At 59.5% G+C, this 22,470-nt stretch carries 15 protein-coding genes; 2 read left to right on the forward strand and 13 right to left on the reverse strand.

Going from position 1 to position 22,470, the window contains the following annotated elements; genetic code table 11:
• Window positions 1-187 precede the first annotated feature (187 nt).
• From MHX53_RS03600 to MHX53_RS03645, 10 genes are all read right to left on the reverse strand, one after another.
• Window positions 188-6,034 carry a G5 domain-containing protein gene (locus MHX53_RS03600; protein WP_239271309.1) on the reverse strand — a complete coding sequence of 1,949 codons (5,847 nt, stop codon included), beginning with the start codon at window positions 6,032-6,034 and terminating at the stop codon, window positions 188-190.
• 273 nt (window positions 6,035-6,307) lie between these two features.
• Window positions 6,308-7,786, reverse strand: coding sequence for an Asp-tRNA(Asn)/Glu-tRNA(Gln) amidotransferase subunit GatB (gene gatB / locus MHX53_RS03605; protein WP_239271310.1), 1,479 nt, complete (start codon window positions 7,784-7,786; stop codon window positions 6,308-6,310).
• 9 nt (window positions 7,787-7,795) lie between these two features.
• The gene (gatA, locus tag MHX53_RS03610; RefSeq protein WP_239271311.1) at window positions 7,796-9,298 is read right to left on the reverse strand and encodes an Asp-tRNA(Asn)/Glu-tRNA(Gln) amidotransferase subunit GatA; all 1,503 of its coding nucleotides are present in this window, start codon (window positions 9,296-9,298) and stop codon (window positions 7,796-7,798) included.
• A 3-nt stretch (window positions 9,299-9,301) separates the two neighbouring features.
• The gene (gene gatC, locus MHX53_RS03615; protein WP_239271312.1) at window positions 9,302-9,607 is read right to left on the reverse strand and encodes an Asp-tRNA(Asn)/Glu-tRNA(Gln) amidotransferase subunit GatC; all 306 of its coding nucleotides are present in this window, start codon (window positions 9,605-9,607) and stop codon (window positions 9,302-9,304) included.
• A 47-nt stretch (window positions 9,608-9,654) separates the two neighbouring features.
• The gene (locus MHX53_RS03620) at window positions 9,655-10,482 is read right to left on the reverse strand and encodes a TatD family hydrolase (RefSeq protein WP_239271313.1); all 828 of its coding nucleotides are present in this window, start codon (window positions 10,480-10,482) and stop codon (window positions 9,655-9,657) included.
• Window positions 10,479-11,258, reverse strand: a complete 780-nt coding sequence (locus MHX53_RS03625) for a tRNA threonylcarbamoyladenosine dehydratase (protein WP_239271314.1) — start codon at window positions 11,256-11,258, stop codon at window positions 10,479-10,481. Before MHX53_RS03625 ends, MHX53_RS03620 begins: the two co-directional genes overlap by 4 nt.
• Window positions 11,259-11,349: 91 nt before the next feature.
• Complete coding sequence (gene ligA, locus MHX53_RS03630; protein ID WP_239271315.1) at window positions 11,350-13,569, reverse strand: NAD-dependent DNA ligase LigA; 2,220 nt, start codon at window positions 13,567-13,569, stop codon at window positions 11,350-11,352.
• Window positions 13,566-14,624 (reverse strand): hypothetical protein, encoded by a 1,059-nt coding sequence (locus MHX53_RS03635; protein WP_239271316.1) that lies wholly within the window; start codon window positions 14,622-14,624, stop codon window positions 13,566-13,568. Before MHX53_RS03635 ends, ligA begins: the two co-directional genes overlap by 4 nt.
• Before the next feature lie 4 nt (window positions 14,625-14,628).
• Window positions 14,629-15,792: a tRNA 2-thiouridine(34) synthase MnmA gene (gene mnmA / locus MHX53_RS03640; protein ID WP_239271317.1), complete on the reverse strand. Its 1,164-nt coding sequence runs from the start codon at window positions 15,790-15,792 to the stop codon at window positions 14,629-14,631.
• Window positions 15,789-17,021, reverse strand: coding sequence for a cysteine desulfurase family protein (locus MHX53_RS03645; RefSeq protein WP_239271318.1), 1,233 nt, complete (start codon window positions 17,019-17,021; stop codon window positions 15,789-15,791). Before MHX53_RS03645 ends, mnmA begins: the two co-directional genes overlap by 4 nt.
• 34 nt (window positions 17,022-17,055) lie before the next feature.
• On the opposite strand from MHX53_RS03645, the gene MHX53_RS03650 reads away from it, so the two are divergent.
• The gene (locus MHX53_RS03650; RefSeq protein ID WP_239271319.1) at window positions 17,056-17,406 is read left to right on the forward strand and encodes a hypothetical protein; all 351 of its coding nucleotides are present in this window, start codon (window positions 17,056-17,058) and stop codon (window positions 17,404-17,406) included.
• Between the two features lie 74 nt (window positions 17,407-17,480).
• Window positions 17,481-17,873 carry a hypothetical protein gene (locus MHX53_RS03655; protein ID WP_239271423.1) on the forward strand — a complete coding sequence of 131 codons (393 nt, stop codon included), beginning with the start codon at window positions 17,481-17,483 and terminating at the stop codon, window positions 17,871-17,873.
• Window positions 17,874-17,920: 47 nt separating this feature from the next.
• Here MHX53_RS03655 and MHX53_RS03660 read toward each other — a convergent pair whose 3' ends face one another.
• From MHX53_RS03660 to MHX53_RS03670, 3 genes are all read right to left on the reverse strand, one after another.
• Window positions 17,921-19,594 carry a hypothetical protein gene (locus MHX53_RS03660; protein WP_239271320.1) on the reverse strand — a complete coding sequence of 558 codons (1,674 nt, stop codon included), beginning with the start codon at window positions 19,592-19,594 and terminating at the stop codon, window positions 17,921-17,923.
• On the reverse strand, window positions 19,594-20,568 hold the full coding sequence (locus MHX53_RS03665; RefSeq protein ID WP_239271321.1) for a tetratricopeptide repeat protein: 975 nt from the start codon (window positions 20,566-20,568) through the stop codon (window positions 19,594-19,596). Before MHX53_RS03665 ends, MHX53_RS03660 begins: the two co-directional genes overlap by 1 nt.
• 97 nt (window positions 20,569-20,665) lie before the next feature.
• A complete protein-coding gene (locus MHX53_RS03670) occupies window positions 20,666-22,387 on the reverse strand; it encodes a hypothetical protein (RefSeq protein ID WP_239271322.1) in 1,722 nt (573 codons plus the stop codon).
• Window positions 22,388-22,470 lie beyond the last annotated feature (83 nt).

Consider the following 22,470-nt stretch of genomic DNA (forward strand, 5'->3'; position numbering starts at 1 on the left):
GGGAATTTTGGGTGCTGTTTTAGCACGGACGGGGCCCCCCCTACGCACCCGTCTTACCTACCGGCTCTGGGGGGGGGGGGCGGGGCCCCCCCCCCGCCCCAAAACGTGTGGGGCCCGGCCAAATTTGGCGCCGCACCACTCACTTTGTGGGCCTGTGCGAGGCCGCGACCCCGCTCAGTCAGAGCCGTTAGCTACGACGGTTCCTTCGGCTGGCCACTGTCAGTGCAATACCTGCACCGATCATGCCCAGACCCATGGCCACTGCCATAGCCACCTCGACACCGGTTCGAGGGAGCGGACCAGTCTTGCCGGAGTCACCAGGCTTGCTGGAGTCCCCAGGCGTTCCGGGACCGTCGGAGTCGTCGCCAGGCTGTCCAGGCTTGCCCGGATCGTTTGGCTTGTCTGACGGCGAGTCTCCAGGCTTACCAGTTTCACCAGGTTCGCCTGACGGTTCGTCCGAAGGCTGTTCGGAAGGCTTGTCCGAAGGCTCATCCGTCGGCGCTTCAGATGGCTTGTCCGAAGGCTCCTGGGTTGGCTCATCGGAGGGCTTGTCCGAGGGCTGCTCAGTTGGTTCTTCCGAAGGCTGTTCGGAAGGCTTGTCTGACGGTTCTTCCGAAGGCTCGTCCGTTGGCGCTTCAGATGGCTTGTCTGAAGGCTCGTCCGTCGGATCCTGAGTTGGTTCCGGCGTCGGCTCCTCACTTGGAGTTTCTGACGGTTCCTCAGAAGGCTCTTCTGACGGCTTGTCTGAAGGTTGCTCAGTTGGCTCTTCCGAAGGTTCGTCTGACGGCTTATCAGTCGGTTCCTCGCTCGGAGTCTCCGAAGGCCGCTCGGATGGCTCATCCGTCGGATCCTGAGTTGGTTCCGGCGTCGGCTCCTCACTTGGAGTTTCTGACGGTTCCTCAGAAGGCTCCTCTGACGGCTTGTCAGACGGTTCTTCAGTTGGCTCAGGACCAGGTTCTTCGGAAGGCTCATCCGTTGGCTCTTCAGTCGGTTCCTCGCTCGGAGTCTCCGAAGGCTGCTCGGATGGCTCATCCGTCGGATCCTGAGTTGGTTCCGGCGTCGGCTCCTCACTTGGAGTTTCTGACGGTTCCTCAGAAGGCTCTTCCGATGGCTTGTCGGACGGTTCGTCCGTTGGCTCTTCGGTTGGCTCCTCGCTCGGAGTCTCCGAAGGCTCCTGGGTTGGCTCATCCGTCGGATCCTGAGTTGGTTCCGGCGTAGGCTCCTCAGTTGGCTTGTCGCAGTTGCACTTGGCACCCACGCGGATCTTGCGTGGCTGCGGATCCTTAAGAACCTTCTCGGATACTTCCGGATCACCTACTGGCTCGCCGTTCTTGAGCTTCCAGGTCTTGGTGATTTCCTTTTCACCGTAGACACCGGCCTGGTCCTCAACGACCTTTCCGACCTCGAGGTTCGGGTCGTACTCGATGATCGTGTCGTACGCAGTGTTCTCCGTGTGCTTGTCCGTCAGCTCAGTCTGGTGCTCCGTAGCAGGACCAACCTCGATGATCTGCTTAGTTGGCTTGCTGATCTCTTCAGTTGATTCGTCCTTGGAGATCTCACCGTTTTCGGCATTCACTTTGACGGTGTGCTTCACTTCACCCTGCTTGCCCTCTTGGACAACCTTTGTTTCACCAGGCTTCAGCTCAGGATTGACGCGCACCTCGACCTCAAACGGCGTGTTCTCGGTCCACTCAACAGTCGTAGAGGCAGGCTTGCCCTTAGTACCGACCTTGACGATCTTCTTGACCGGATCGGTCACACGCTTGGTCTCGGTCTTCGTGTCCGTGACCTCCGAGTTCACGATGGTCTGAGTCGTGGTCACCTTGTCCTTACCCAGCTTGCCTTCCTGGACAGTTTCCTGCTTTCCGGCTTCCAGGTTCTCGTCGAAGATGATCTCGGTCTCGAACGGCACGTCCTTTTCGTACTCAGTCGTGTGAGTGCCTTCAGTTTTGGTACCTACACGGATGATCTGCTTGGTCGGTTCCTTGGTGCGCTCAGTGGTCACGGTTGGCTCGCCATCTGGCTTGCCGTCCTTGATCTTCTGAGTCGAGGTTACAACCTCGGTACCAGTCTGACCCTGCTGATCAACCTTCTGCTCGCCCTCCTTGAGGGTGTTGTCGAAGACGATCTCAGTTTCGAACGGAATCGGCTTGTCAACCTTGGTCACCACAGTGGTGTCCTCAGCAGCTGGACCGTATTCGATGATCTCCTTGACCGGATCCTTCGTCTGCTTCTCCTCAGGCTTAACCGTTGCCTGGTCACCCTTAGCAGTGAAGTCAGCCGTGAAGGTCTTCTCGCCAGGTACACCCTTCTGGACGACCTTGATCTCACCCGGCTTCAACTCCGGGTTCGGGCGGGTCTCAACCTCGAACGGAACCTGGGCAGTCCAGGTCACCTTCTCGGAAGCCTCAGACGGCTTGGTACCAACCTTGATCACCTGGTCAACCGGCTGTTCAGTGACCTCTTCCTCGACGGTGGCTTTACCGTCCGGCTGGGAGTTGGTGACCTTCTGAGTAACGGTAATCGTCTTCTTTCCAGGCTTACCCTCGGTCACAGTCTCCGAAGTGCCAGCCGGCAGGTTCGGGTCGAACTCGACCTTCACTCCGAACGGAACCTCAGCTTCGACCGAGTTCTTGATCTCACCGGTGGTCTTGGTACCAACGCGGATCTTCTCCGTTGTCGGTTCCTTGGTGCGCTCAGTGGTCACGGTCGGCTCGCCATCCGGCTTGCCGTCCTTGATTTTCTGAGTCGAGGTCACAACCTCGGTTCCCAGCTCACCCTTCTGGTCGACGACCTTTTCGCCGGCCGGCAGGGTGTCATCAAAGACAACCTCGGTGTCGAACGGAATCGGCTTCTCTGTCTTAGTCACAAGCTCGCTCGGGGCAAGGCCCGGGCCGTACTCGACGATCCGCTTGACAGGCTCCTTGGTGGTTTCTTCTTCGACTACCTCGGCTTTGTCGCCCTTCGCGGTGAACTTGGCGGTGAACTTCTTCTCGCCGTTCTCACCTTCCTGAACAACCCTGGTTTCACCAGGCTTCAGGTCCGAGTTCTCACGCACCTCAGTCGGGTACGGGATCGGAACCGTCCACGTCACGTCCTTGGCGCTCTCGGCAGGCTTGGTGCCGACGAGCACGACCTCGTTGACCGGCTCCTTGGTGCGCTCCCAAGTGCCATCCTTGTTCTGCTTCTCTGAGCCAGGCTTGCCCTTGGTCTCAACCACGTACTTGCCGGCAGGGATGGTGTCGTCGTACTTGTACTCAACCTCGAACGGAACTTCGCGCTTCGGTACGTCGACGACGTTCACCACGGCGTAAGCGGTATCCGTAGAGCCGTCCTCGTACGTCACAGTCACCGGAATCTTAACCTGGTCGCCTGGCTTCGCATCCACTGGGGCGGTTGCGGTGACCTGGCCATTGTCGTCAATAGTGACGTTCCAGCCAGCAGGAATCTTGCCCAGCTTGTAGGGGTTGTCCTTTGCTACGTTGACGTTGTCCGGCTTATCGATCGTCACCGGCAATGTTGCGGTGTCGCCCGGGTAGACCGTCTCTTCAGGGTATGTCGGATCTGCTTCCCAGTTGTTCGACAGCTTCACCACGGTGGTGACGGGCACCTCGGGACGCTCACCATTTGGCGTTTCTACCGTCACAGTAACGGTCTTCTTGTCACCAGGCTTGGCGTCTGCCGGTGGGGTGGAGGTAACGACACCGGTGTTCGGATCGATCTTGTACTTCCATCCGTCTACGTCCTGCTCAGTGATGGGAGAGCCGTGTTCGTTCTTGCCGAACGAAAACTTCGAGCCCTTCGGAGCGTCGGTAACGTTGTGGTTCACGGCTTGGTTCGGACCGGTGACCTGAATATCGTACTTCGGTGCAACATCGCCCTTCAGTACGACGACGGTGCCCTTCACCGGCTGCGGCTTGTCAGCGTTGTCGTAGTGGGCGAGCACCGGCACATTCAGGATGTAACCCTCAGGTGCAGTCTTGGGGATAGTCGTGGTGATCTCACCGGTGCTCTCGTCGATTTTGACGTTCCACGTACCACTGTCGTCGGTGACCGTCATCTCGGTCTTGCCGTCTTCGAAGGTGTAGCGCTTGGGGGCTTCGTCGGTTGTGTTGCCGCTCAAGCCACGCTCAGGGATCGTGGGCCTGAGGCTCACGCGTGCGTTGGGTTTGTTGGTCACCGTGTCGTAGGTCGGGATCTTGATGTCCACGATGGCTTGGAACTCGACCTCGATCTCATCGGTCGTCTGGTCCGGGTAGGTGGCCTTCACCGACGGGGTGATGACAGTACCCGGTGCGACCGTGTCGTCAGCCTTCGCGGTGACCTTGCCGGTGTTATCGACTGTCACGGTCCAGCCGTCGGGCACAGTGGCGGGATCAATTTCGTACTTTGCCGGGTTGACCGCCTTGTGGCCCTTCATGATGGGCTTAAGGCCAACCTGGGCGGTGATGTTTTCGTTGAGCTTTCCCTTCGAAAGGCCTGGGCGCACCAGGTCAGTGACCTGCGTGTTGTTCGGATCAACGACGACGAGTAGGTCGAGTACGTCAGTTGATCCGTTCGAGTACTCCACTGTGATTTTCGGGCGGGCAAAAGTGCCTGGGCGCGGGTTCTCTGGCGCCGTGACAGTCACAGTGTGGTCATCGTTCATCTCGACAGTCCAGCCCTCGTAGACATAAGTCTCGTCGAGCTCGACCTTCGCCTCGAAGCCGCCCTCACCCTTTTTCTTGGCCAGGTCCTTGATCAGGTCCGGGACCTGCTTGAAGGTCACCTTCTGTGGTTCGGTCGCAAGCGGACCCGTTTTGCTCTCCACACCAGAGATGATCTTGGCTTCGGTCTTGTCGTACTTCGGGGAGTGGTAGTCCGTGTCGTCCAGGGAGAACGACTTCGAGTCGATGACGTTTGGCTTGTTGTAACGGTCAAGCGCATTGGAGCTTTCAGACACAAAGCCGAAACCACCGTTTTCGTGCTCGACTGCAGCTTTGAGTTGATCCACAGTACGTGGCAGTGCGAGCACCGAGAAACTTACGTTCTTATCAGTCGCCAGGTCCGTACCACGGTAGTTTGGCCATTTGAAGTAAATGTCACCGTTTTCATCGACACGAAGTCGCTGTTCCCCACCAGAGGCCCGCGTGTTCGAGGTACCAATAAACTTGTGCTCACCGTCGTAGGCCTCAACGACCATGCGATCGAGCGAATCGCCTGCCTCACCGTTCCAAAGGCCCGGGATATTGATGTGGCCGACCTTGGTTTCTTCACCTTCGACGATCACATGCTTTTCGAAGTCCTCCCACGACACCGTGATGGGAGCGCACTGGATGTTTTCGTTTGGCCACGGGTTCACGTAGGCCTGAAACTGAGTACTGCCTCCCTCAGTAGCCCGAAGGCTCTGGGTTGTAACGTCCTTGGAGTATTCACCCTTCCAGGCGTAGCGCACCGGGTTATTCTTATCGGCTTCTGCATACTGCTTGACCTCAGCGTCGGTCATGTTGGCGAAGAGATTCAAATTCCTCTGACTACGAGACCCATCAATTTTGATGCTTTCGTCGGCTTTGTGAGTAACCGAAAGAGGCGGGTTGACAGGGAAAGCCGTGCCGACACCCATCGAGGGAACGGTGCCAGTGTTCAAGACGGTGCCAAGGTTTGCCGAGTTACTAAAGCTCCAGTCCGCGAATGTGCGGTCCTGCGAGTTATCAAATGCGAGGCTCACGCCCCACGTAGTTTTGGATGGGCTGGTGGCGCTCGGTTCCAGGTTTTGCCAACTAAAACCCGCCTGGGATCCACTAGAATCACCACTCGAAACAAGACACGTGCCTGCCGGGAGGTCAGACGCCTTCTGAGCGTCCTTCTCAATAGCGCCCGTGCCATCTGCTCCGCGGAGACCACCTTTGTACTCCGCGGCAACGGAAGCATGGTCATCGGTCATCAGGCCGGGGACAACCCCAAACGTTCCAACAGCAAGTGCTATAGCCGTCAAGCCGGCAATACGCGAGCGCGTTAACCGCTTCCACGTTGATCTGTTGTTCGAGGAGTCCATCCCTCAGTCCTTCCTAGAAAGTTTGAACAACACCAATGGGCCGTTCGATCATTGCCCGTTGAGGTGACATTCATGCAATGCACACACTTCATTAAGCGCCACAATTGTTTCACACAATCGGCTAGGCCTCTATACCTCCCCCCGGTAACACACTGCACAAAGAACACCGCAAACACAGGCCCCGCGAACCTATTTGGTGACGGTTTTCACTCGCCGCACTCACCGTTCACTCAACGAAAAAAGCCCCGCCACTGGGGCGGGGCATAACGTTCGTCACTGAATCTTAGACATGATCATCTCGCGTGCTTTACCTGCATCGGCTTGGCCACGTGTGGCTTTCATAATGGGCCCCATGAGCGCACCAATCGCCTGCATCTTGCCACCCTTGATCTTCTCAACCACATCAGGGTTGTCAGCGATCGCCTGATCAACGGCAGCTTCCAACGCTCCATCGTCTTCCACGATCTCCAGTCCGCGCGCTTCCATCACAGCAGCTGGGTTACCTTCACCGGCAATCACGCCTTCCAGCACTTTGCGCGCCAGCTTGTCATTGAGTTTGCCCTGCTTCACCAGATCGGCAAGCTCTGCCACCTGTTCCGGCGTCACCAGTTCCGTAGCATCGGACTCGGAAGCTTTCGCCTGGCGCGCAATCTCACCCATCCACCACTTACGGGCGTCCCCGGGCTTAGCACCTGCAGCCACCGTGTCTTCAATCGCTTCGAGCAGACCAGCGTTGACAACGTCACGCATCTCCAAGTCACTGAATCCCCACTCACCAATGAGGCGGCGACGCTTGGCGGCCGGCAGCTCCGGCAGCTCTTCACGCAGCTGCTCCACCCACTCACGGGCAGGTGAGACAGGCACCAGATCAGGTTCAGGGAAGTAGCGGTAGTCGTCAGCGTCGGACTTCACACGACCAGACGACGTTTCACCCGTGTCTTCGTGGAAGTGCCGAGTCTCCTGCAGCACCTTCTCCCCCGCCTCCAAAATGGTGGCCTGGCGTGCGATCTCAAACTTCACGGCCCGCTCAATCGACCTGAACGAGTTCACATTCTTCGTCTCAGTCCTGGTGCCCAACGGAGCGTCCGGACTTTCACGCAACGACACGTTGATGTCCGCACGCACATTTCCTTGCTCCATGCGTGCTTCCGAAACACCCAAGGCCTTAAAAATATCCCGCAACGTGCGCACATACGCGGCTGCAACCTCGGGAGCCCGCTCCCCCGTACCCGTAATAGGCCGGGTGACAATCTCAACCAGGGGAACCCCAGCACGGTTGTAGTCCACGAGCGAATAGTCCGCACCCTGGATGCGGCCTGAAGACCCACCCACGTGCGTGTTCTTCCCCGCATCTTCTTCCATGTGCGCGCGCTCAATGTCAACCGTCACCAGCTGACCGTCTTCCAGCTCGACTTCCAACGCGCCGTCAAATGCGATCGGCTCGTCATACTGCGAAGTCTGGAAGTTCTTCGCCAGGTCAGGGTAGAAGTAGTTCTTGCGCGCAAACCGGCACGTTTCAGCGATCTGGCACCCCAGCGCCAGCCCGATCTTAATTGCGTATTCCACACCCGTCTCGTTCACCACCGGCAACGCACCCGGCAAACCGAGCGACACCGGCGTGGTGTTCTCGTTGGGCCCGCCACCAAAGGTATTGGGGGCGGCGTCAAACATTTTTGTCACGGTTCCCAGTTCCACGTGGACTTCGATTCCAAGAACTGGGTCGTACTTCTTAATTGCGTCTTCGTACTTCAATTCGTGTCCTTAGAGCTGAGGAATCTGGTCCAGGATAGGGCCGCCGAGGTGTCCGTTGAGTTCCGCTTCGAACGCCCCTCCGACTGTGTACAGGCGGGCGTCTTCACGGGCAGGTGCCAGCAGTTGCAATCCGGTAGGTAGGCCGTCAGACAGACCCGAAGGCAGGCTCATTCCCGGGATTCCGGCGAGGTTTGCTGGGATTGTGGAAATGTCACCCATGTAGAGGGCCATGGGGTCGGCGTCGTTTTCGGTTCCAAACGGCAGGGCCGTGGTGGGCGCGGTGGGCGAAACGAGCACGTCGACCTTGTCGAACGCGGCCGTGAAGTCGCGCTGCACCAGCGTGCGCACCTTCTGCGCCGAACCATAGTACGCGTCGTAGTACCCGGCGGACAGCGCGTAGGTTCCCAAGAGAATACGACGCTTCACTTCTTTACCGAACCCGGCTGCACGCGTGGCTGCCATCACGGTTTCAGCGGTGACCGGACCTTCCGACGGTTCAACCCGCAACCCATAACGCATACCGTCATAACGCGCCAAGTTCGATGACACCTCGGACGGCATGATGAGGTAGTACGCCTCAACCGCGTACCCGATGGACGGAATGTCCACCTCAACGATTTCCGCCCCGGCCTTCTGCGCCAGTTCGAGCGCTTCGTTGAACCGCGCGATCACACCGGCGTCCCAACCTTCGCCCTGAAGCTGGCGGATAACGCCCAGCTTCTTGCCCTTGAGCCCCTCTTGCGCGCCCGCGTGAGCGGCTGCGGTGAAGTCGGGGACTTCGTCGGTGAGCGATGTGGAGTCGTGGCGGTCGTGCCCAGCCAGGATCTGGTGCAAGGCAGCAGCGTCTTCGACCGTGCGAGCCAACGGCCCCACCTGGTCAAGCGAGCTGGCCATCGCGATGATCCCGTACCGGGAAACCGAACCGTACGTGGGCTTGACTCCCACCAGGCCGTTGAACGCTGCCGGCTGACGGATGGACCCACCCGTATCGGTTCCTACCGACAGCGGGGCTTCAAATGCCGCGACCGAGGCGGCCGCACCTCCCGAGGACCCGCCCGGTGTGCGTGTGGTGTCCCACGGGTTCGTGGTGTTGCCAAACGCCGAGTGTTCCGTTGTGGCACCCATGGCGAATTCGTCGAGGTTGGTCTTACCCAGCAACGGAAGCCCAGCTTCCTGCACCTTCTGGTACACGGTGGCGTCATAGGGTGGTACCCAGTTTTCCAGCATCTTGGAAGCGGCTGTGGTGCGGATCCCTTGGGTCACCACCAGGTCTTTGAGCGCAACAGGCACACCGGCGAACGGGTGCAGGGTCTCCCCTGCCGCGCGCTTACGGTCCACGTCAGCGGCCGTCGCCAACGCCGCATCAGCCGTTGTGGTGATGAACGCGTTGATGGTGGGTTCAACCGATTCGATGCGGTCCAGGTGCGCGCGTGTGACCTCGGTGGAGGTGAAGTCGCCTGCGCGCAGGCCCTGTGCCAGTTCCGTCGCGGTCTTGCGGGTCAGGTCAGTCATTGTTTAGTCCTCCCCCAAGATCTGCGGAACCAGGAACTTGTTGTCTTCGTCCGCCGGCGCACCGGACAGAGCCTGCTCTGCTGTGAGCTGGTCGGCCACGGTGTCAGGGCGCATGACGTTGGTGAGAGGAATGGGGTGACTGGTGGCGGGAATGTCGTCTGTTGCCACTTCCGACACCTTTGCCACGCTTGAAAGGATCTGTCCCAAATCACTGGAAACTTGTTCGAGTTCTTCCTGGCTCATGGAGATGCGCGCCAGGTTCGCCAGGTGTTCCACCTGTTCGAGTGTGATTGCGGATTTCTCCGTCATCGTCACCCCTTCTGATATGTGCGTCAACTTCGTTGATCAGTGTAGTACTAACTGTGTGCGGGTCGCGCTCCGTACAGCTGTTGAGCAGTGCGCTTGATGTGGGATGCGAGTTCGTCCGGGTCCTGGTGTCGCAAGGTGGCCAGCGTGTTCACCGTGGCGTTCAGCGTTTCGATGAGTTCCCGTGCGTGATTCTTCCCGAGGTCGTCCCCGGCTTCTGTGCGCTCAGGCAGGTCGGTTTCTAACAACAGTCTGTCTGCGGGAACTTGCGTGACGTAGGTGCGTCCGCGTTTAGTGGCGAGCATCGCCGGATTGACGGAAATGTAGCAGCCTTGCTTAATGAGGCGGGTGAGTTCGTCGCTGGAGCCGCCAAAGCGGTGGAAGATGGGCACCATGCCCGAGGTGTCCGTCGCCTCCAGCGCGTCACACACCTGGCTCGCGCTGCGGACAGCGTGGATCGATAAGACGTACGGGCCGTCCGTCCGTTGGGAGCTGAGGATGTCCAGAATACTGCGGAACACCTCGGCCTGGGTTTCAGCGCGCACCTGCTGAAGGCGACGCGGAAAATAATCCAACCCCACTTCCCCCACAAACCGGGTCCGCGTGAGCGCATGGGCAAAAATGTCCAGTTCGCGTTGGTAGTCCCGCCCGATATTCCACGGGTGAAAACCCACGGACAACCGCGGGCTACTGGGGCTACCGGAACTACTGGCTTCGACCCTGCGTTTCTCTTCCGACTCAAGCGCGAGAAAGCCAGACGGGGTGAGCGTCTGCGCCACGACCTCCACGCCCGCCTCGGCAATTTCATTCAGGAACACGGTCCGTGCTTGGGGCGGGAGGAAGTCGTAGTGGTAGTGGGTGTCGAGCAGGGTGGTCATGACTCCGTTGGCGGTTGGCTGGCATCTGCCGGTCCGCCGATGCGCGGGGCGAGCGGGGTTTCTTCGAGGCCAACCAGCCGGCGGATCACTTTCCCTGCCAACATTTGCCCCATGATGGGCGGGAAGTAACTCATGGTGCCCACGGTTTCAGCCTTGGTGCCGCTGCCTTTGTCCTCAATGTGGACGGGCACTTCTGACGAGTACAGAACTTCCAGCCCGCGGATCCGGCGGCGAATACACACCTGGCGGATCACTTTTGCCAGCGGGCAGTACTGGGTTTTGTTAACTTTTGCGAACTTCAGGTACGACGGGTCCAGTTTGTTTCCGCCACCCATTGAGGACACCAGGTGGATACGGTTTTCTGCGCACCACTGCGCGATTTCGATCTTCCCGGTGACATCGTCGATACAGTCGATGACGTAATCCGGGCGAGGCAGCTTCGCAAAAACCTCACTCAGGTTTTCCCGGTTGAGGGACACGTTGCGGGCGTAGGTGGTGCAGTCCGGGTTGATGTCGGCGACCATCGCTTCCATGACCTGGGCTTTGACTTTCCCGACCGTGGACACGAACGCCAGGGCTTGCCGGTTGATGTTGCTTTCCTCAATGACATCACGGTCAATAAGAATGAGGGTCCCCACGCCGCCTCGCGCTAGGGCCTCCGCGCAGCTGGACCCCACTCCCCCGAGTCCCGTCACCATCACGGTGGCACCTGCGAGTTTTTCTAGGCCTTCATCGCCCAGGATGAGTTTGAGTCGCGCAAAGCGTTGGTGGGTCATGGTTCGTGTCTTCTCTTATGTGTGTGGTTTGGTCGCGCTGGGCTGGCCCAATGTGGCGGGCTGGCCCAAGGCGGCGGTCACCGGCGCCAGCTTATGGCGCCTCGCCGGTGGCCAACAACTGCTGGAACTGTTCTTCGTTGAGCACGGGAACTCCCAGGTCTTGTGCCTTGGTGAGCTTGGACCCGGCGTTTTCACCTGCAACAACGTAGTCGGTTTTCTTGGACACGGAGCTCGATGCTTTTCCGCCCGCACCCACGATCGCTTCCTTAATCCCGTCACGCGTGAAGTTCTCGAGCGAACCGGTCGCAACGATCGTGAGCCCTTCAAGCGTTTGCGGTTGTGTGGATTCTTCCGCTGGTTCGTCGGCCATGCGCACCCCGGCTTTGGCCCACGAGTCGACAATGCGCGCGTGCCACTCTTGGGCAAACCAGTCGACCACACTCTGCGCGATCGTCTCACCCACACCTTCGACTTCCAGAAGGTCCTCAACGGTAGCGTTGCGTACCGCGTCCATGGAACGGAAGTGCGCCGCGATGTCTCGTGCCGCTGTGGGCCCCACGTGCCTAATGGACAGCGCAACCAGCACCCTCCACAACGGCTGGCCTTTGGCCTTCTCAATCTCGTCAAGCATCGCCAGCGTGTTGGCCCGCGGCTGTGACGGCTTCTTCACCTGGCCCTTTTTCTCACCGGACGCGTACAGCTCTTCCTTGGTGAAGAAGTACTTAACGCGCTCAATTTCGCCGGTGGGCACACCGTTCTTGTTCACTTCGCGCTCAATTTCAACCTCGCCGAGGTCGTCCACAGTGAGGTCGAAAAGCCCGGCTTCCGACTTCAACGGGGGTTCCCCAAGCGGCTGGGTCAGCGCGAGGGAGGCTTCTTCACCCAGCAACTCAATGTCCAGGGCTGCACGTGAAGCGAGATACGCCAAGCGGTTAGCAACCTGTGCGGGGCAGGTTTCCGAGTTTGGGCACCGAAGGTCCTTGTCACCTTCCTTCTGCTCATACAGTTCCGCCCCACAGTCCGGGCAGTGCGTGGGCATGACAAAGGCGCGTTCAGATCCGTCGCGGTTGGCAGTCACCGGGCCCAACACCTCGGGAATGACGTCACCGGCTTTCCGAATCACCACGTCGTCACCGATCAACACACCTTTGCGTTTCACTTCATGGGCGTTGTGCAACGTGGCGCGGGAAACCGTGGAGCCAGCAACCAGAACGGGTTCCATGACGGCAAAAGGCGTGACGCGGCCGGTGCGGCCCACTTGAACCCGAATGTCGAGCAGTTTGGTGGTGACCTCTTCCGGTGGGTACTTGTACGCGCACGCCCAGCGCGGTGCCCGTGATGTGTAACCAAGCTCTTCCTGCAGGGCGATGTTGTCGACCTTGACCACGATCCCGTCAATTTCGTGCAAGAGTTCGTGGCGACGTTCGCCGAACTCGGTGATGTAGGCGTGGACATCATCTTGGGTGGTGCAGACCCGGTAGTACGGGCTAATGGGCATGCCCCAGTCACGCAGCAGGTCATACACCTGGGACTGCTGTGTGGGTTCCTGCGCACCCGCATCACCCGACTGCCACGCGGCGATCCCGTGGACCAGCATGTGCAGTGGTCGTTGGGCGGTGATGTTGGGGTCCTTTTGGCGCAGGGATCCAGCTGCAGCGTTGCGCGGGTTGGCGAACGGTGGTTTTCCCTGTTCGACAAGGCTTGCGTTGAGGTCGGCGAACTTGTCGCTGGGGAAGAACACTTCACCGCGGATCTCAACCCGCGCTGGTGGGTTCGTGGCGTTGAGCGTGGTTGGAATGTCCTCAATGGTGCGCACGTTTGCGGTGATGTCTTCACCGGTGTACCCGTCGCCTCGGGTTGCGGCACGCACCAACTGGCCGTTTTCGTAGAGCAGATTGCACGCCAGGCCGTCGATCTTCACTTCGCTTAGGAACGGTGTACCGGCCGGAACTGACTTTGCGACGCGTTCAAACCACTGGTCGAGTTCTTCAACGCTGAAGACGTCTTCCAGGGAGTACATGCGTGCCACGTGTTGCACGGGCGCAAATGCTTCTGTGTCCGCATAGCCACCCACTTTTTGGGTGGGTGAATCGTCCCTGGCGAGCTCAGGATATGCGCTCTCTAGGTCCTCGAGTGCGTGAACCAGCTCGTCGAACTCTTTATCGGAGATCTTGGGGGCGTCGTGAACGTAATAAGCTTCGCGGTGCTCTTCAATCTGAGCGGCAAGTTCCACGGCTAGCTTTTGGCGTTCAGCCGGTTCAAGCTCAGCTGGGTCTGCGGAAAACACACGCGAAATGTCTGTCTGTGTCATTCGATCTCCTTGAGTGCCTCACTCAACCGGGCAGCGAGCGCATATCCACCTCGCCCGTTCGTATCCGTCGCCTCCTGCGGGAGGAGCGGCGGAATGTCTGTGGGGAACCCGTAACCGGCCACAATCCCAAGCTTAGCCAAGGACACGCTACTCATTCCGGTTCGAAGCCACGGTTCACGAATCGTGTCCACCCACCGCTTCACCCGGTCAGGCTGCTCCCCAGCCGAACCGGGCAGACTGAGCCACACCTCGGCGCCGGTATCTACCGCCTCGGCGAGATTTTCCCACCGGCGTGGGTCCGCGCCCGGCAGCGGAACCACAACACCGCTTGCCCCCGCTTCACGCGCCAACTGGAGGTGCGGGATCCTCTTCCCGGCGATCGCCACGCTGCCCAGCGCCGGGAGCGCAAGGAGCGGGTCGTCGCCTGCGCGCTTGAGGAACGAACCCAGCGCGGCGGTGACGAACTGGTCAGGCAATGCGGGTAATGATCGGTACCCGGAAACCGTTGGTACGGTGCCGGTGAGGATCGGATCCAGTGCGCGTTCAACAACCATGATGCGCGGAGCCTGGCCAAGCGCACGTGCCAGTGCGCTCATGTAGTCAGCCAGGCCAAAAGCATAGGACTGGATGACATCGCGGCGAGCACCCGAATCGCCCAGCACCCGGTTCCCGTCCGGTGTGGACAGGTTCCGCACTAACGTCCACGGGCCAGGCACCGTGAGCATCATGCGGCCGTCAAAACCGGCACCGTATTCTTCGGCCGCTTCTATGGCGCGGGCCCGGCGGGAGCGAGCGCGGGACTCATCCCGGCCCGTGCCCTTAGCCAGCCGCCACCCGTACGAAGTGAGGTCTACCGGCAGGCCATCGCACAGGGTCACTGCGAAACCCAGCAGGTCACACGCCCACCGTGTCCCACCCACCTCTAGGGTGCTTGGGTACGGAACTGGCGGGTAGCCGGCAGCGAGTTCGCTGAACGCTACCGAGGCGCCCTTTCGCGGGTCTTCGCCCGGCCACGCGCCCCAACCGGTCGCTAAAAGTTCAGTGTCATGAGGCACGCGATTATGCCACCCGGTTTGCCCGGTCGATCGTGGCCTGTCCCAGAACGCGGGTGCCTTCATAGATCACCATGGTCTGCCCGGGTGCCACGCCAGAAAGCGGTTCCTTCACCGCAACGTGGAGGGTCTGCCCCGCCGGCCGAGGTGTGGGCACGTTGTATTCGGACTCCGGCGCCTGCGTAACCACGTCTCCCAGCCATACGCGGGCGGGAACGGGTTCGGCGTGGGCGCGAATCTGCACTTCGCAGTCCAGTGCGGTGTCTTCTGAGTCGCCCATGTTCTGCGCTGGCTGGCCACACCACGTGGCGCGGATACCTTCGAGCCGATCAACCGACAAGGCTTCGCGTCCACCCACCGTGACGGTGTTGTTCTTAGCGTCAATGTCCACCACATAGCGGGGCTTGCCATCAGCCGCTGGACGTTCGAGCGCAAGTCCTTTGCGCTGGCCAATCGTGAACGTCATAGCCCCGTCATGCTCACCCAGCGCGTTGCCTTCTTGATCTTTGATAAGGCCTGGGCGCATAGGGATCTTGTCAGCCAACCACGCTTTGGTGTCCCCGTCTGGGATGAAACAAATGTCATACGAGTCTGGCTTGTTGGCCACGGGGAACCCGCGCTCAGAAGCTTCCGCGCGCACATCCGCTTTAGATGCAGATGCGCCAATAGGGAAATAGCAGTGGCGCAGCTGATCTTCCGTAAGCACACCCAACACGTAGCTCTGGTCCTTGTTCATGTCCACGCCACGATGCAACTCCGGGTGACCGTCCTGGTCGTACACGATTTCCGCATAGTGACCCGTTGCAACGGCGTCGAAGCCCAAGGCCAACGCGCGGTCGAGCAAAGCCGCGAACTTAATGCGTTCATTGCAACGCATGCACGGGTTAGGGGTTCGTCCCTGCGAGTACTCCGCAATGAAGTCATCGACAATGTCTTCTTTGAACCGTTCCGAGAAATCCCACACATAAAACGGGATGCCCAACATCCCCGCGACACGGTGAGCGTCACGGGAGTCCTCAATCGTGCAACAACCTCGGGAACCTGTGCGCATGGTGCCAGGCATTCTGGACAGCGCCAGGTGTACGCCCACCACCTCGTGGCCGGCGTCGACCGCACGGGCAGCAGCCACGGCGGAGTCAACCCCACCTGACATGGCAGCCAAAATCTTCACGAAGTTTCAGTCCCTTCTGTATGTGTACTCATCCACGCCGGTGTCGCAGACACCATGCCCGCCTTGCGGGCGTTTTCAACGACCTCGGGCAATACGTCCAACAGCGCGTCAATATGTTCCTCAGTGGTGCCTGGCCCCAGGGTGAACCGCTGGGACGAACGCGCGTTGTCCTCGCTACGCCCCAAAGCTAACAACACGTGACTGGGCCGATTTACTCCCGCTGAACACGCCGAACCTGTAGCCGTGTCGAATCCCGCCATGTCCAAGCCGAACAACAACGTGTCGCCCTCGCAGCCGGGGAACACAAAGTGGGCGTTGCCGGGGAGGCGGCCGTCACCTCGGGGGCCGGTCAGTTGAGCGTCCGGAATCCGTTCCTCAATGCCTGCGATCAGACGGTCACGCAAGCGGGCGATACGCACCTTTTCGTCGCGGTCTTCCGTCGCGAGGCGGGCGGCCGTGGCGAACGCAACAGCACCGGGAACGTCCAGAGTCCCGGAGCGCACGGACCGTTCCTGCCCGCCCCCGTGCAGCACGGGGACCGCGTTGACGCCACGTTTGAGGATCAGTGCGCCAATGCCCACCGGACCGCCCAGTTTGTGCGCGGTCACGGTCATCGCGTCCACGCCGGCTTCGCTGAAGTTCAGGTCAACGTTGCCCAGCGCTTGCACGGCGTCGGTGTGCATGAGCGCACCGTGGGCGTGGGCCAGCTGGGCGATTTCTGGGACCGGCTGGAGCACGCCGATTTCATTGTTGGCCCACATCACCGACACCACCGCGGTGCGCGGGCCGTGGGTTTCGAGCAGTTCACGGGCTGCGTCTACCCGCACCACGCCCTGCTCGTCGACCGGCAGGGTGATGATGGTGGCGCCTTGTGTTTCGAGCCATTCCGCGGTTTCCAAAATGGCCGAATGTTCAATCGCCGACACCATAACCACTGGCCGTTCGTGTGGGGCGCCGGTGGTGAGGTGTGCCTTGTTGGCCTGCCAGAAGAGTCCCTTGAGTGCCAGGTTGTCGGCTTCTGTACCGCCCGAGGTGAACACCACTTCCGCTGACTGCGCACCCACGCACTGCGCGAGTTGTTCGCGGGCAGCTTCAAGGCGCATCCGGGCCGACTGACCGGATGCGTGGAGGGCCGATGGGTTGCCGACCTGACGAAGTTCTTCAACGTATGCGTCCAAAACCTGCGGTTGAATAGGGCAGGTGGCCGCGTAGTCCAAATAGATGCGCATGAGACTTCCAGTGTAGGTGCTCTAAAATAGTTCGGTGCTCTTCATCTATACAGTTCTCCAGTATGCCGTATGCGCGGTGATCTTCGTGTGGTCGGTCGTGACCGCGCTGCGTAACCGTCATGCCTCTCCCCCGCTGGTGTTGACCACCGCGGGGCTGTTGCTGTTGCTGATTGTGCAGTTCATCATTGGGATCGCCATGTGGTCCACTCAGACTGGCACCGACCCGATCCTGTTCTTTGGGTACGCCCTCACCGCGATTGCCGTTGTTCTTGCCTCCGGTTACTGGGCGTTTGCCGAACTGTCCAGATGGGGGCCCATGGTCTTGGTCGTTTCGTCGTTTACCGCTTTCATCATGGTTTTTAGGATGGATCAGATTTGGCAATAAGAAAGAACCGCATGGGTGGGGGCGCCGACGCTGCTGACCGCAAAGCCAAGGTGGCGCAGAGCCCGTATTCGGCCATGCACTCTGGCCCGGGTCGAGTGCTCACCGCGGTCTACGGTGTCTTCGCCCTGTCTGCCACCGCACGAGCCGGCTACCAGTTCTACCGAGACTTTCAACACGCACCTCTTGCATACTCGCTCAGCCTGTTTGCCGCTGTCGTGTACGTAGTGGCCATAGTGTGCCTGGTCATTGGCAACAAGGTGACGCACCACATTGCCGTAGCCGCGGTGTCCGTTGAGCTCGTGGGTGTTTTGGCGGTCGGCCTACTTTCGGTGCTGCACCCTGAACTGTTCCCAGAGGCCACGGTGTGGTCCACGTTTGGGATTGGCTACGGGTTCGTGCCGTTGGTCTTGCCGTTCGTGGGGCTTTTCTGGTTGCTCCGCGTGGGACGCCGAGCCCGCGCTGCGTAGGCCGCCGAGCCCGTGCTGCGCAGGCATAACCCCGCGCTAGCGAGCTCCTAGTTCTTTTCAGTGCGTGATTCCAGCAGGAACCAGCCGGTACTCACCGCTTTTGTGTCCTTGCCGTCGCGCACCATGATGGGCACCGAGGTCTCAATCGTGATCTTGTTACCCTTTTCTTCCGTGGTCTTGACCGCTTCAACCGCTTTGGGGAGTGTGACCGCGTATTCGGCCGGCACCTCAAGGGTGAGCGAACACCGGATCTCGCCAAAACCTACGGCCCCGTCGGTGGTCTTGAGCGCGTGCTTGGCGAGGTTGACGTCCTCGTAGGGCTTGCATTCGGTTTTCACCTTGTCGAACTTGTTCTCACCCTTTGAGTAGCTGTCCACGTACTTGCGGAAGTCTGAAAACGCATCACCTTCGGTTGTGATCTTGGCGCCGTCCAGGTGTTCCTTCTTGCCGTCGCTTAAGTATTTGGCAACCGCGTCCGAGGTGTCAGAAAGTTTCTTAGTGAACCCGCCTGGGGCGAGTTGAGCGGATCCGCCTTCGTCAACTTCGAAACCGGGGACCTGGTCATCGGGAACGAAAAGCGCTTGTGTGACAGTCCATTCTTCTGTCGCTGACTCCCTGGTCACAAGAAGTGCTTGCGAACCGGCGTCCTTTTTATCCACAGCTCCAAAAGCGATGAACCACATGGGGTACTTGTCGAAATTGGGGCTAGCTGCCAGAACTGATGAGAACCGCGGAGACGACAGTTTGTTGTCGGTTTTGTCGGCAATCGCGACTTCGGCACGCGTCCGTTGCAAGAGTGGCCCGGTCTGGATCTGATCGAGTTTCTTGTGGTCACCTTTGAGCGCCTCGTCGAGCTGATCCGAATAGCCTTTGAGGAACTTAGACGCTTCACCCTGGCGGATACCGGGACGCGTGTACTTCTCAATCTCAGGTTGCTGAGGCTGAGCGACCGGCAACCCACAACCACTGAGCGACACTGCCGTCACAACGGCAAGGGAACCTACACCTCGGGCAGTGCGGTTTTTGGAGGCCGCGCGAACTTTTTGCGCAATCCGGGAACCTGCGGACGCCTCGGGGCTCTTCGCATCACGAGCTACGTTCGTCTTTTTCTTCACGCGAGGTTGCTCGTTCCTCCACCACATGTAGAGCGCGAAAGCCACGGCAAACGCGATGATGGCCAGCGCGATTCCCAGCAAGCAGAACGCCAAAACACCCTTCATTTCTACCGAGATGTTTACGGTGGTGCCGTCGAGGTTGGGGTTATCTCCGGAAGGAGCAATGACGATCGTTTGAGGTTCGCCGTCCACGTCAAAGGTTCGCGAAACGTGGGTGCCTTCTGTGGAGTCGATCCACCAGTCACGGCTCTGAGCATTCTTGGCCGGTTGGCCCTCCCCTGCTACAGAACGCGTGGTGATGTCGCGGGGGAATTTCACTTCGGTGATTTCTTCGTGCTTGACACCCGTGAGGTAGCTGGACGAGTCCACTCCATTAGCCACACCCAGCATGATGGGCTCATCAGACGTGGCGCTGATTGTGGCCTTAGTTTTGGTGAACGGAATGTTCTGCTGGTCAAACACAACCGCGTACGTGCCGTCAGAGACCTTGTGGGGTTTGGTCTCTGACACATCGTCAAACCCCACAACGGACAGGGCCGAAATAACCAAGATGAGACTGAGCACTCCAACCAGAGCGCTCAGACCAGATAGAACCAGACGAACCATTAGAACAACGCGCGCATGAGTTTGCCACGCGCTTGAGTCACGCGCGGATCAGATGGGCCAACAGCTTCGAATAGTTCAAGAATGCGTTTGCGGACACGCTCCTTGTCGTCTCCTGCGACCTTGGTCAAGGTAGCGATCAGGCGTGCGAATGCGTCGTCCACGTGACCTCCGCTGATGTCGAGATCCGCGCACTCAAGGGCGGCGTCGACGTCACTGGGGTCGGCAGCGGCGCGGGCGCGGACCTCGGCGAGGTCTTTTCCACGTGTACGACGCAACAGTTCAACGCGCGCTAGACCGCTCTTGGCTTCTTCGTCGCCAGGTGTTTCGTTTAGTGCGTCCTGGTACACCTGCGCTGCGCGGTCCAGGTCACCTGCCTCAAGTGCCTCGATGGCTTCTGGGTGCTTGGGGCCAGCGGGTTGCTGGGTAGCTTCACCCGTGACTGCTCGCTTGTTGACACCGGCCTGAGCAGCCGCCGCGAGTAGCTGGTCAAACAGCTGCTTGACCTGTGGTTCGGGGGTCGCACCTTGGAACAGTGGAACGGGCTGGCCCTTGACAAGCGCTACAACGGTGGGAATGGACTGAACACCAAACGCCTGCTGAATGCGTGGGTTCTTGTCGACGTCGATCTTGGCAAGAACTATCCGACCGTCGTAGTCCCTGGTCACCTTTTCGATTACCGGCGACAACTGCTTGCACGGCCCACACCATTCAGCCCACAGGTCAATGACAACCGGAACCTGAGTCGACAGCTGGACAACAGCTTCAAATGACTGTTCGTCAACGTCGAGCACCAGCGCCGGCACGTTCACCGTGTTGGGGTCCTGAGCAGGCTGGGCTTGGTGCTGAGCACCTGCTGGCGCTCCTGCCTGCGCTCCTGCGCCAGCGTTCCGCGCGGGGGTGCGAACTGCTGACAGATCGAGCCCCTGTGATTGTGCTTCTTGTTGCCGTGGGTCGAATACGCCTTCGTTGCTCACCTTGTGACCTTTCCCTGTGAACGTCTAGCTTATCGGTTGCGTGCGGGCGACTACGCCGACACTCGTGTGCGCGGTGGCCGGCGAGGCGCCGTCAGCGTCACTCTTCGTTGTCGCTGTCGTTGCCTTCGTCGTTGCCGTCGCCGCCATTGTCGCCACCGTCGTTGTTGCCTTCGTCGTTACTGTCGTTGCCTTCTTCGATCTTTGCACCCGAAAGCACGGAAGTCAGCCCAATCAGGCGTGCTTTTCCTTCGCCCTTAGGAACGATAAACGCGTAGACCTGGCGGTATTCAGTGGTGAGGTTCTGGTCGGTTTCCCTCTTCCCCACGATTTCGCTCTGTGGCTTGTCGATCGACAGCTGACCCTTGCGGTCGTCAACCTTTTCAGGCGAGTACGTCACTTTCTGCACAGCCGATCCCACAACCATCGCCGAACCATCTGCCGCCCTCTGCGCGACCAGTTCGTCACCTCGGCTGTACTCAAACTTCACTTCAGCGTTTCCGTCTTTGAGCGCCTCAGCTGCTTTGCGCTGGCCGTCAGCGGTCTGCTTGCGGAATGGGTCGTCCTCAAAGGACTTGACGTTCTTCGCTTTGCCGCCGTTCTTCAGAATGTCGATGTACGTGTTCACCGCGTCGGTAGGCGTCATGGCCAGACCGTCCGCATCCGGTGGCAACAGTTCCGATCCCTGGCGTGAGTCGTTCACGGACGGGAACTCGCTTCCGCCCAGCATGACGGCTTGGGCCCACACCTTGTAATTGTCCCGAGGTGATTCCTGGCTAAGCACCAACACCTGGGTTTGGTTGGTTTTCTCGTCGAAGGTCACCGCAGAAGTGACGCGGGGCCACGTGTCCGTCGCCGAGGTGAAGTTCACCTTCACACTTTGTGTCGCCAGGGCGGAAGGAAGTTTGAAATCTTTGTCTTTCTTCTTGATGTCGTAGGCGGCTTTGCGCTGTTCGAGGAACGGCCCGGTGGCACGTTCTTCGAGGGCCTTGGTGTCGTTCTTTTCGTCTGCACCGGACACGGTCGATGAGATGCGTTCCAGGATTGAGTTCAACTGGTCATCCGAGATGACACCGCCAGGGCTTTCTGGGGCTTCTTCGGGTTCGGGTTCAGGAAGTTCAGGCCCTGAACACCCGGCGAGCGCCAGACCAGGGACAATCACGAACGCGGTTCCCATCTGGGCGAGCTTGCGACGACGTTCTGCGCGCTTCTTGCGGCGTTCCTTTTCACGGCGAGCGGTGCGGTTGGCCAGGAATGCCAGCACGATACCCAGGATGATGAGGATCGCACCGATCACCATAAGTGGGATCGCCCATGGGGTTGAAGCGGGGTTTGGCCACGAAATCGACAGCTTGCCGTCGACCTGTGTTCTACCGTCTGAGCTCACCACGAATGCGGTGCGTCCCGGGTCTTCTTCCCAGTGCATGCTGAGTTCGGAGTCGCCGGATTCCACCGAGGTGAAGAGGTCAGCGTCGTTCACGGCAGGGGTTTCTTCGTCACCGTCAACCTTTTCAGTGCGAAGCTCCGTTTCGCTTTTCACGCCGGTGACCTTAGTGTGTGCTGCGGAGTCGACCCAGGCGTCGACGTTTTCTTTGCTGGCGCGTGCGATCGAGATGGGTCCGTCGTGTTCTACCTTCAGATCAGCGGCACCGTCGTATAGGTTCAATACGCCAGGCTCAACAACGACAACAGAGCCTGGGTCTCCCAGATCAGCTTGGGCAACGATTTGGTCATCGGGAGCCCAGATAGTCTTTTGGGCAACACCAATCAAACCAGTAATCAGACCCACGACGATCAGGACGCCTGCCAAGGCATAACGCACACTTTCCCCTAACGAAGGCAACAAAGATCGACAACTATTCTATAGAAACATTGAAACCGCAACTCTGAGCGCTAGTTAAGGAT

It is taken from the genome of Brevibacterium sp. ACRRH, from assembly GCF_022346365.1.
GTDB lineage: Bacteria > Actinomycetota > Actinomycetes > Actinomycetales > Brevibacteriaceae > Brevibacterium > Brevibacterium paucivorans.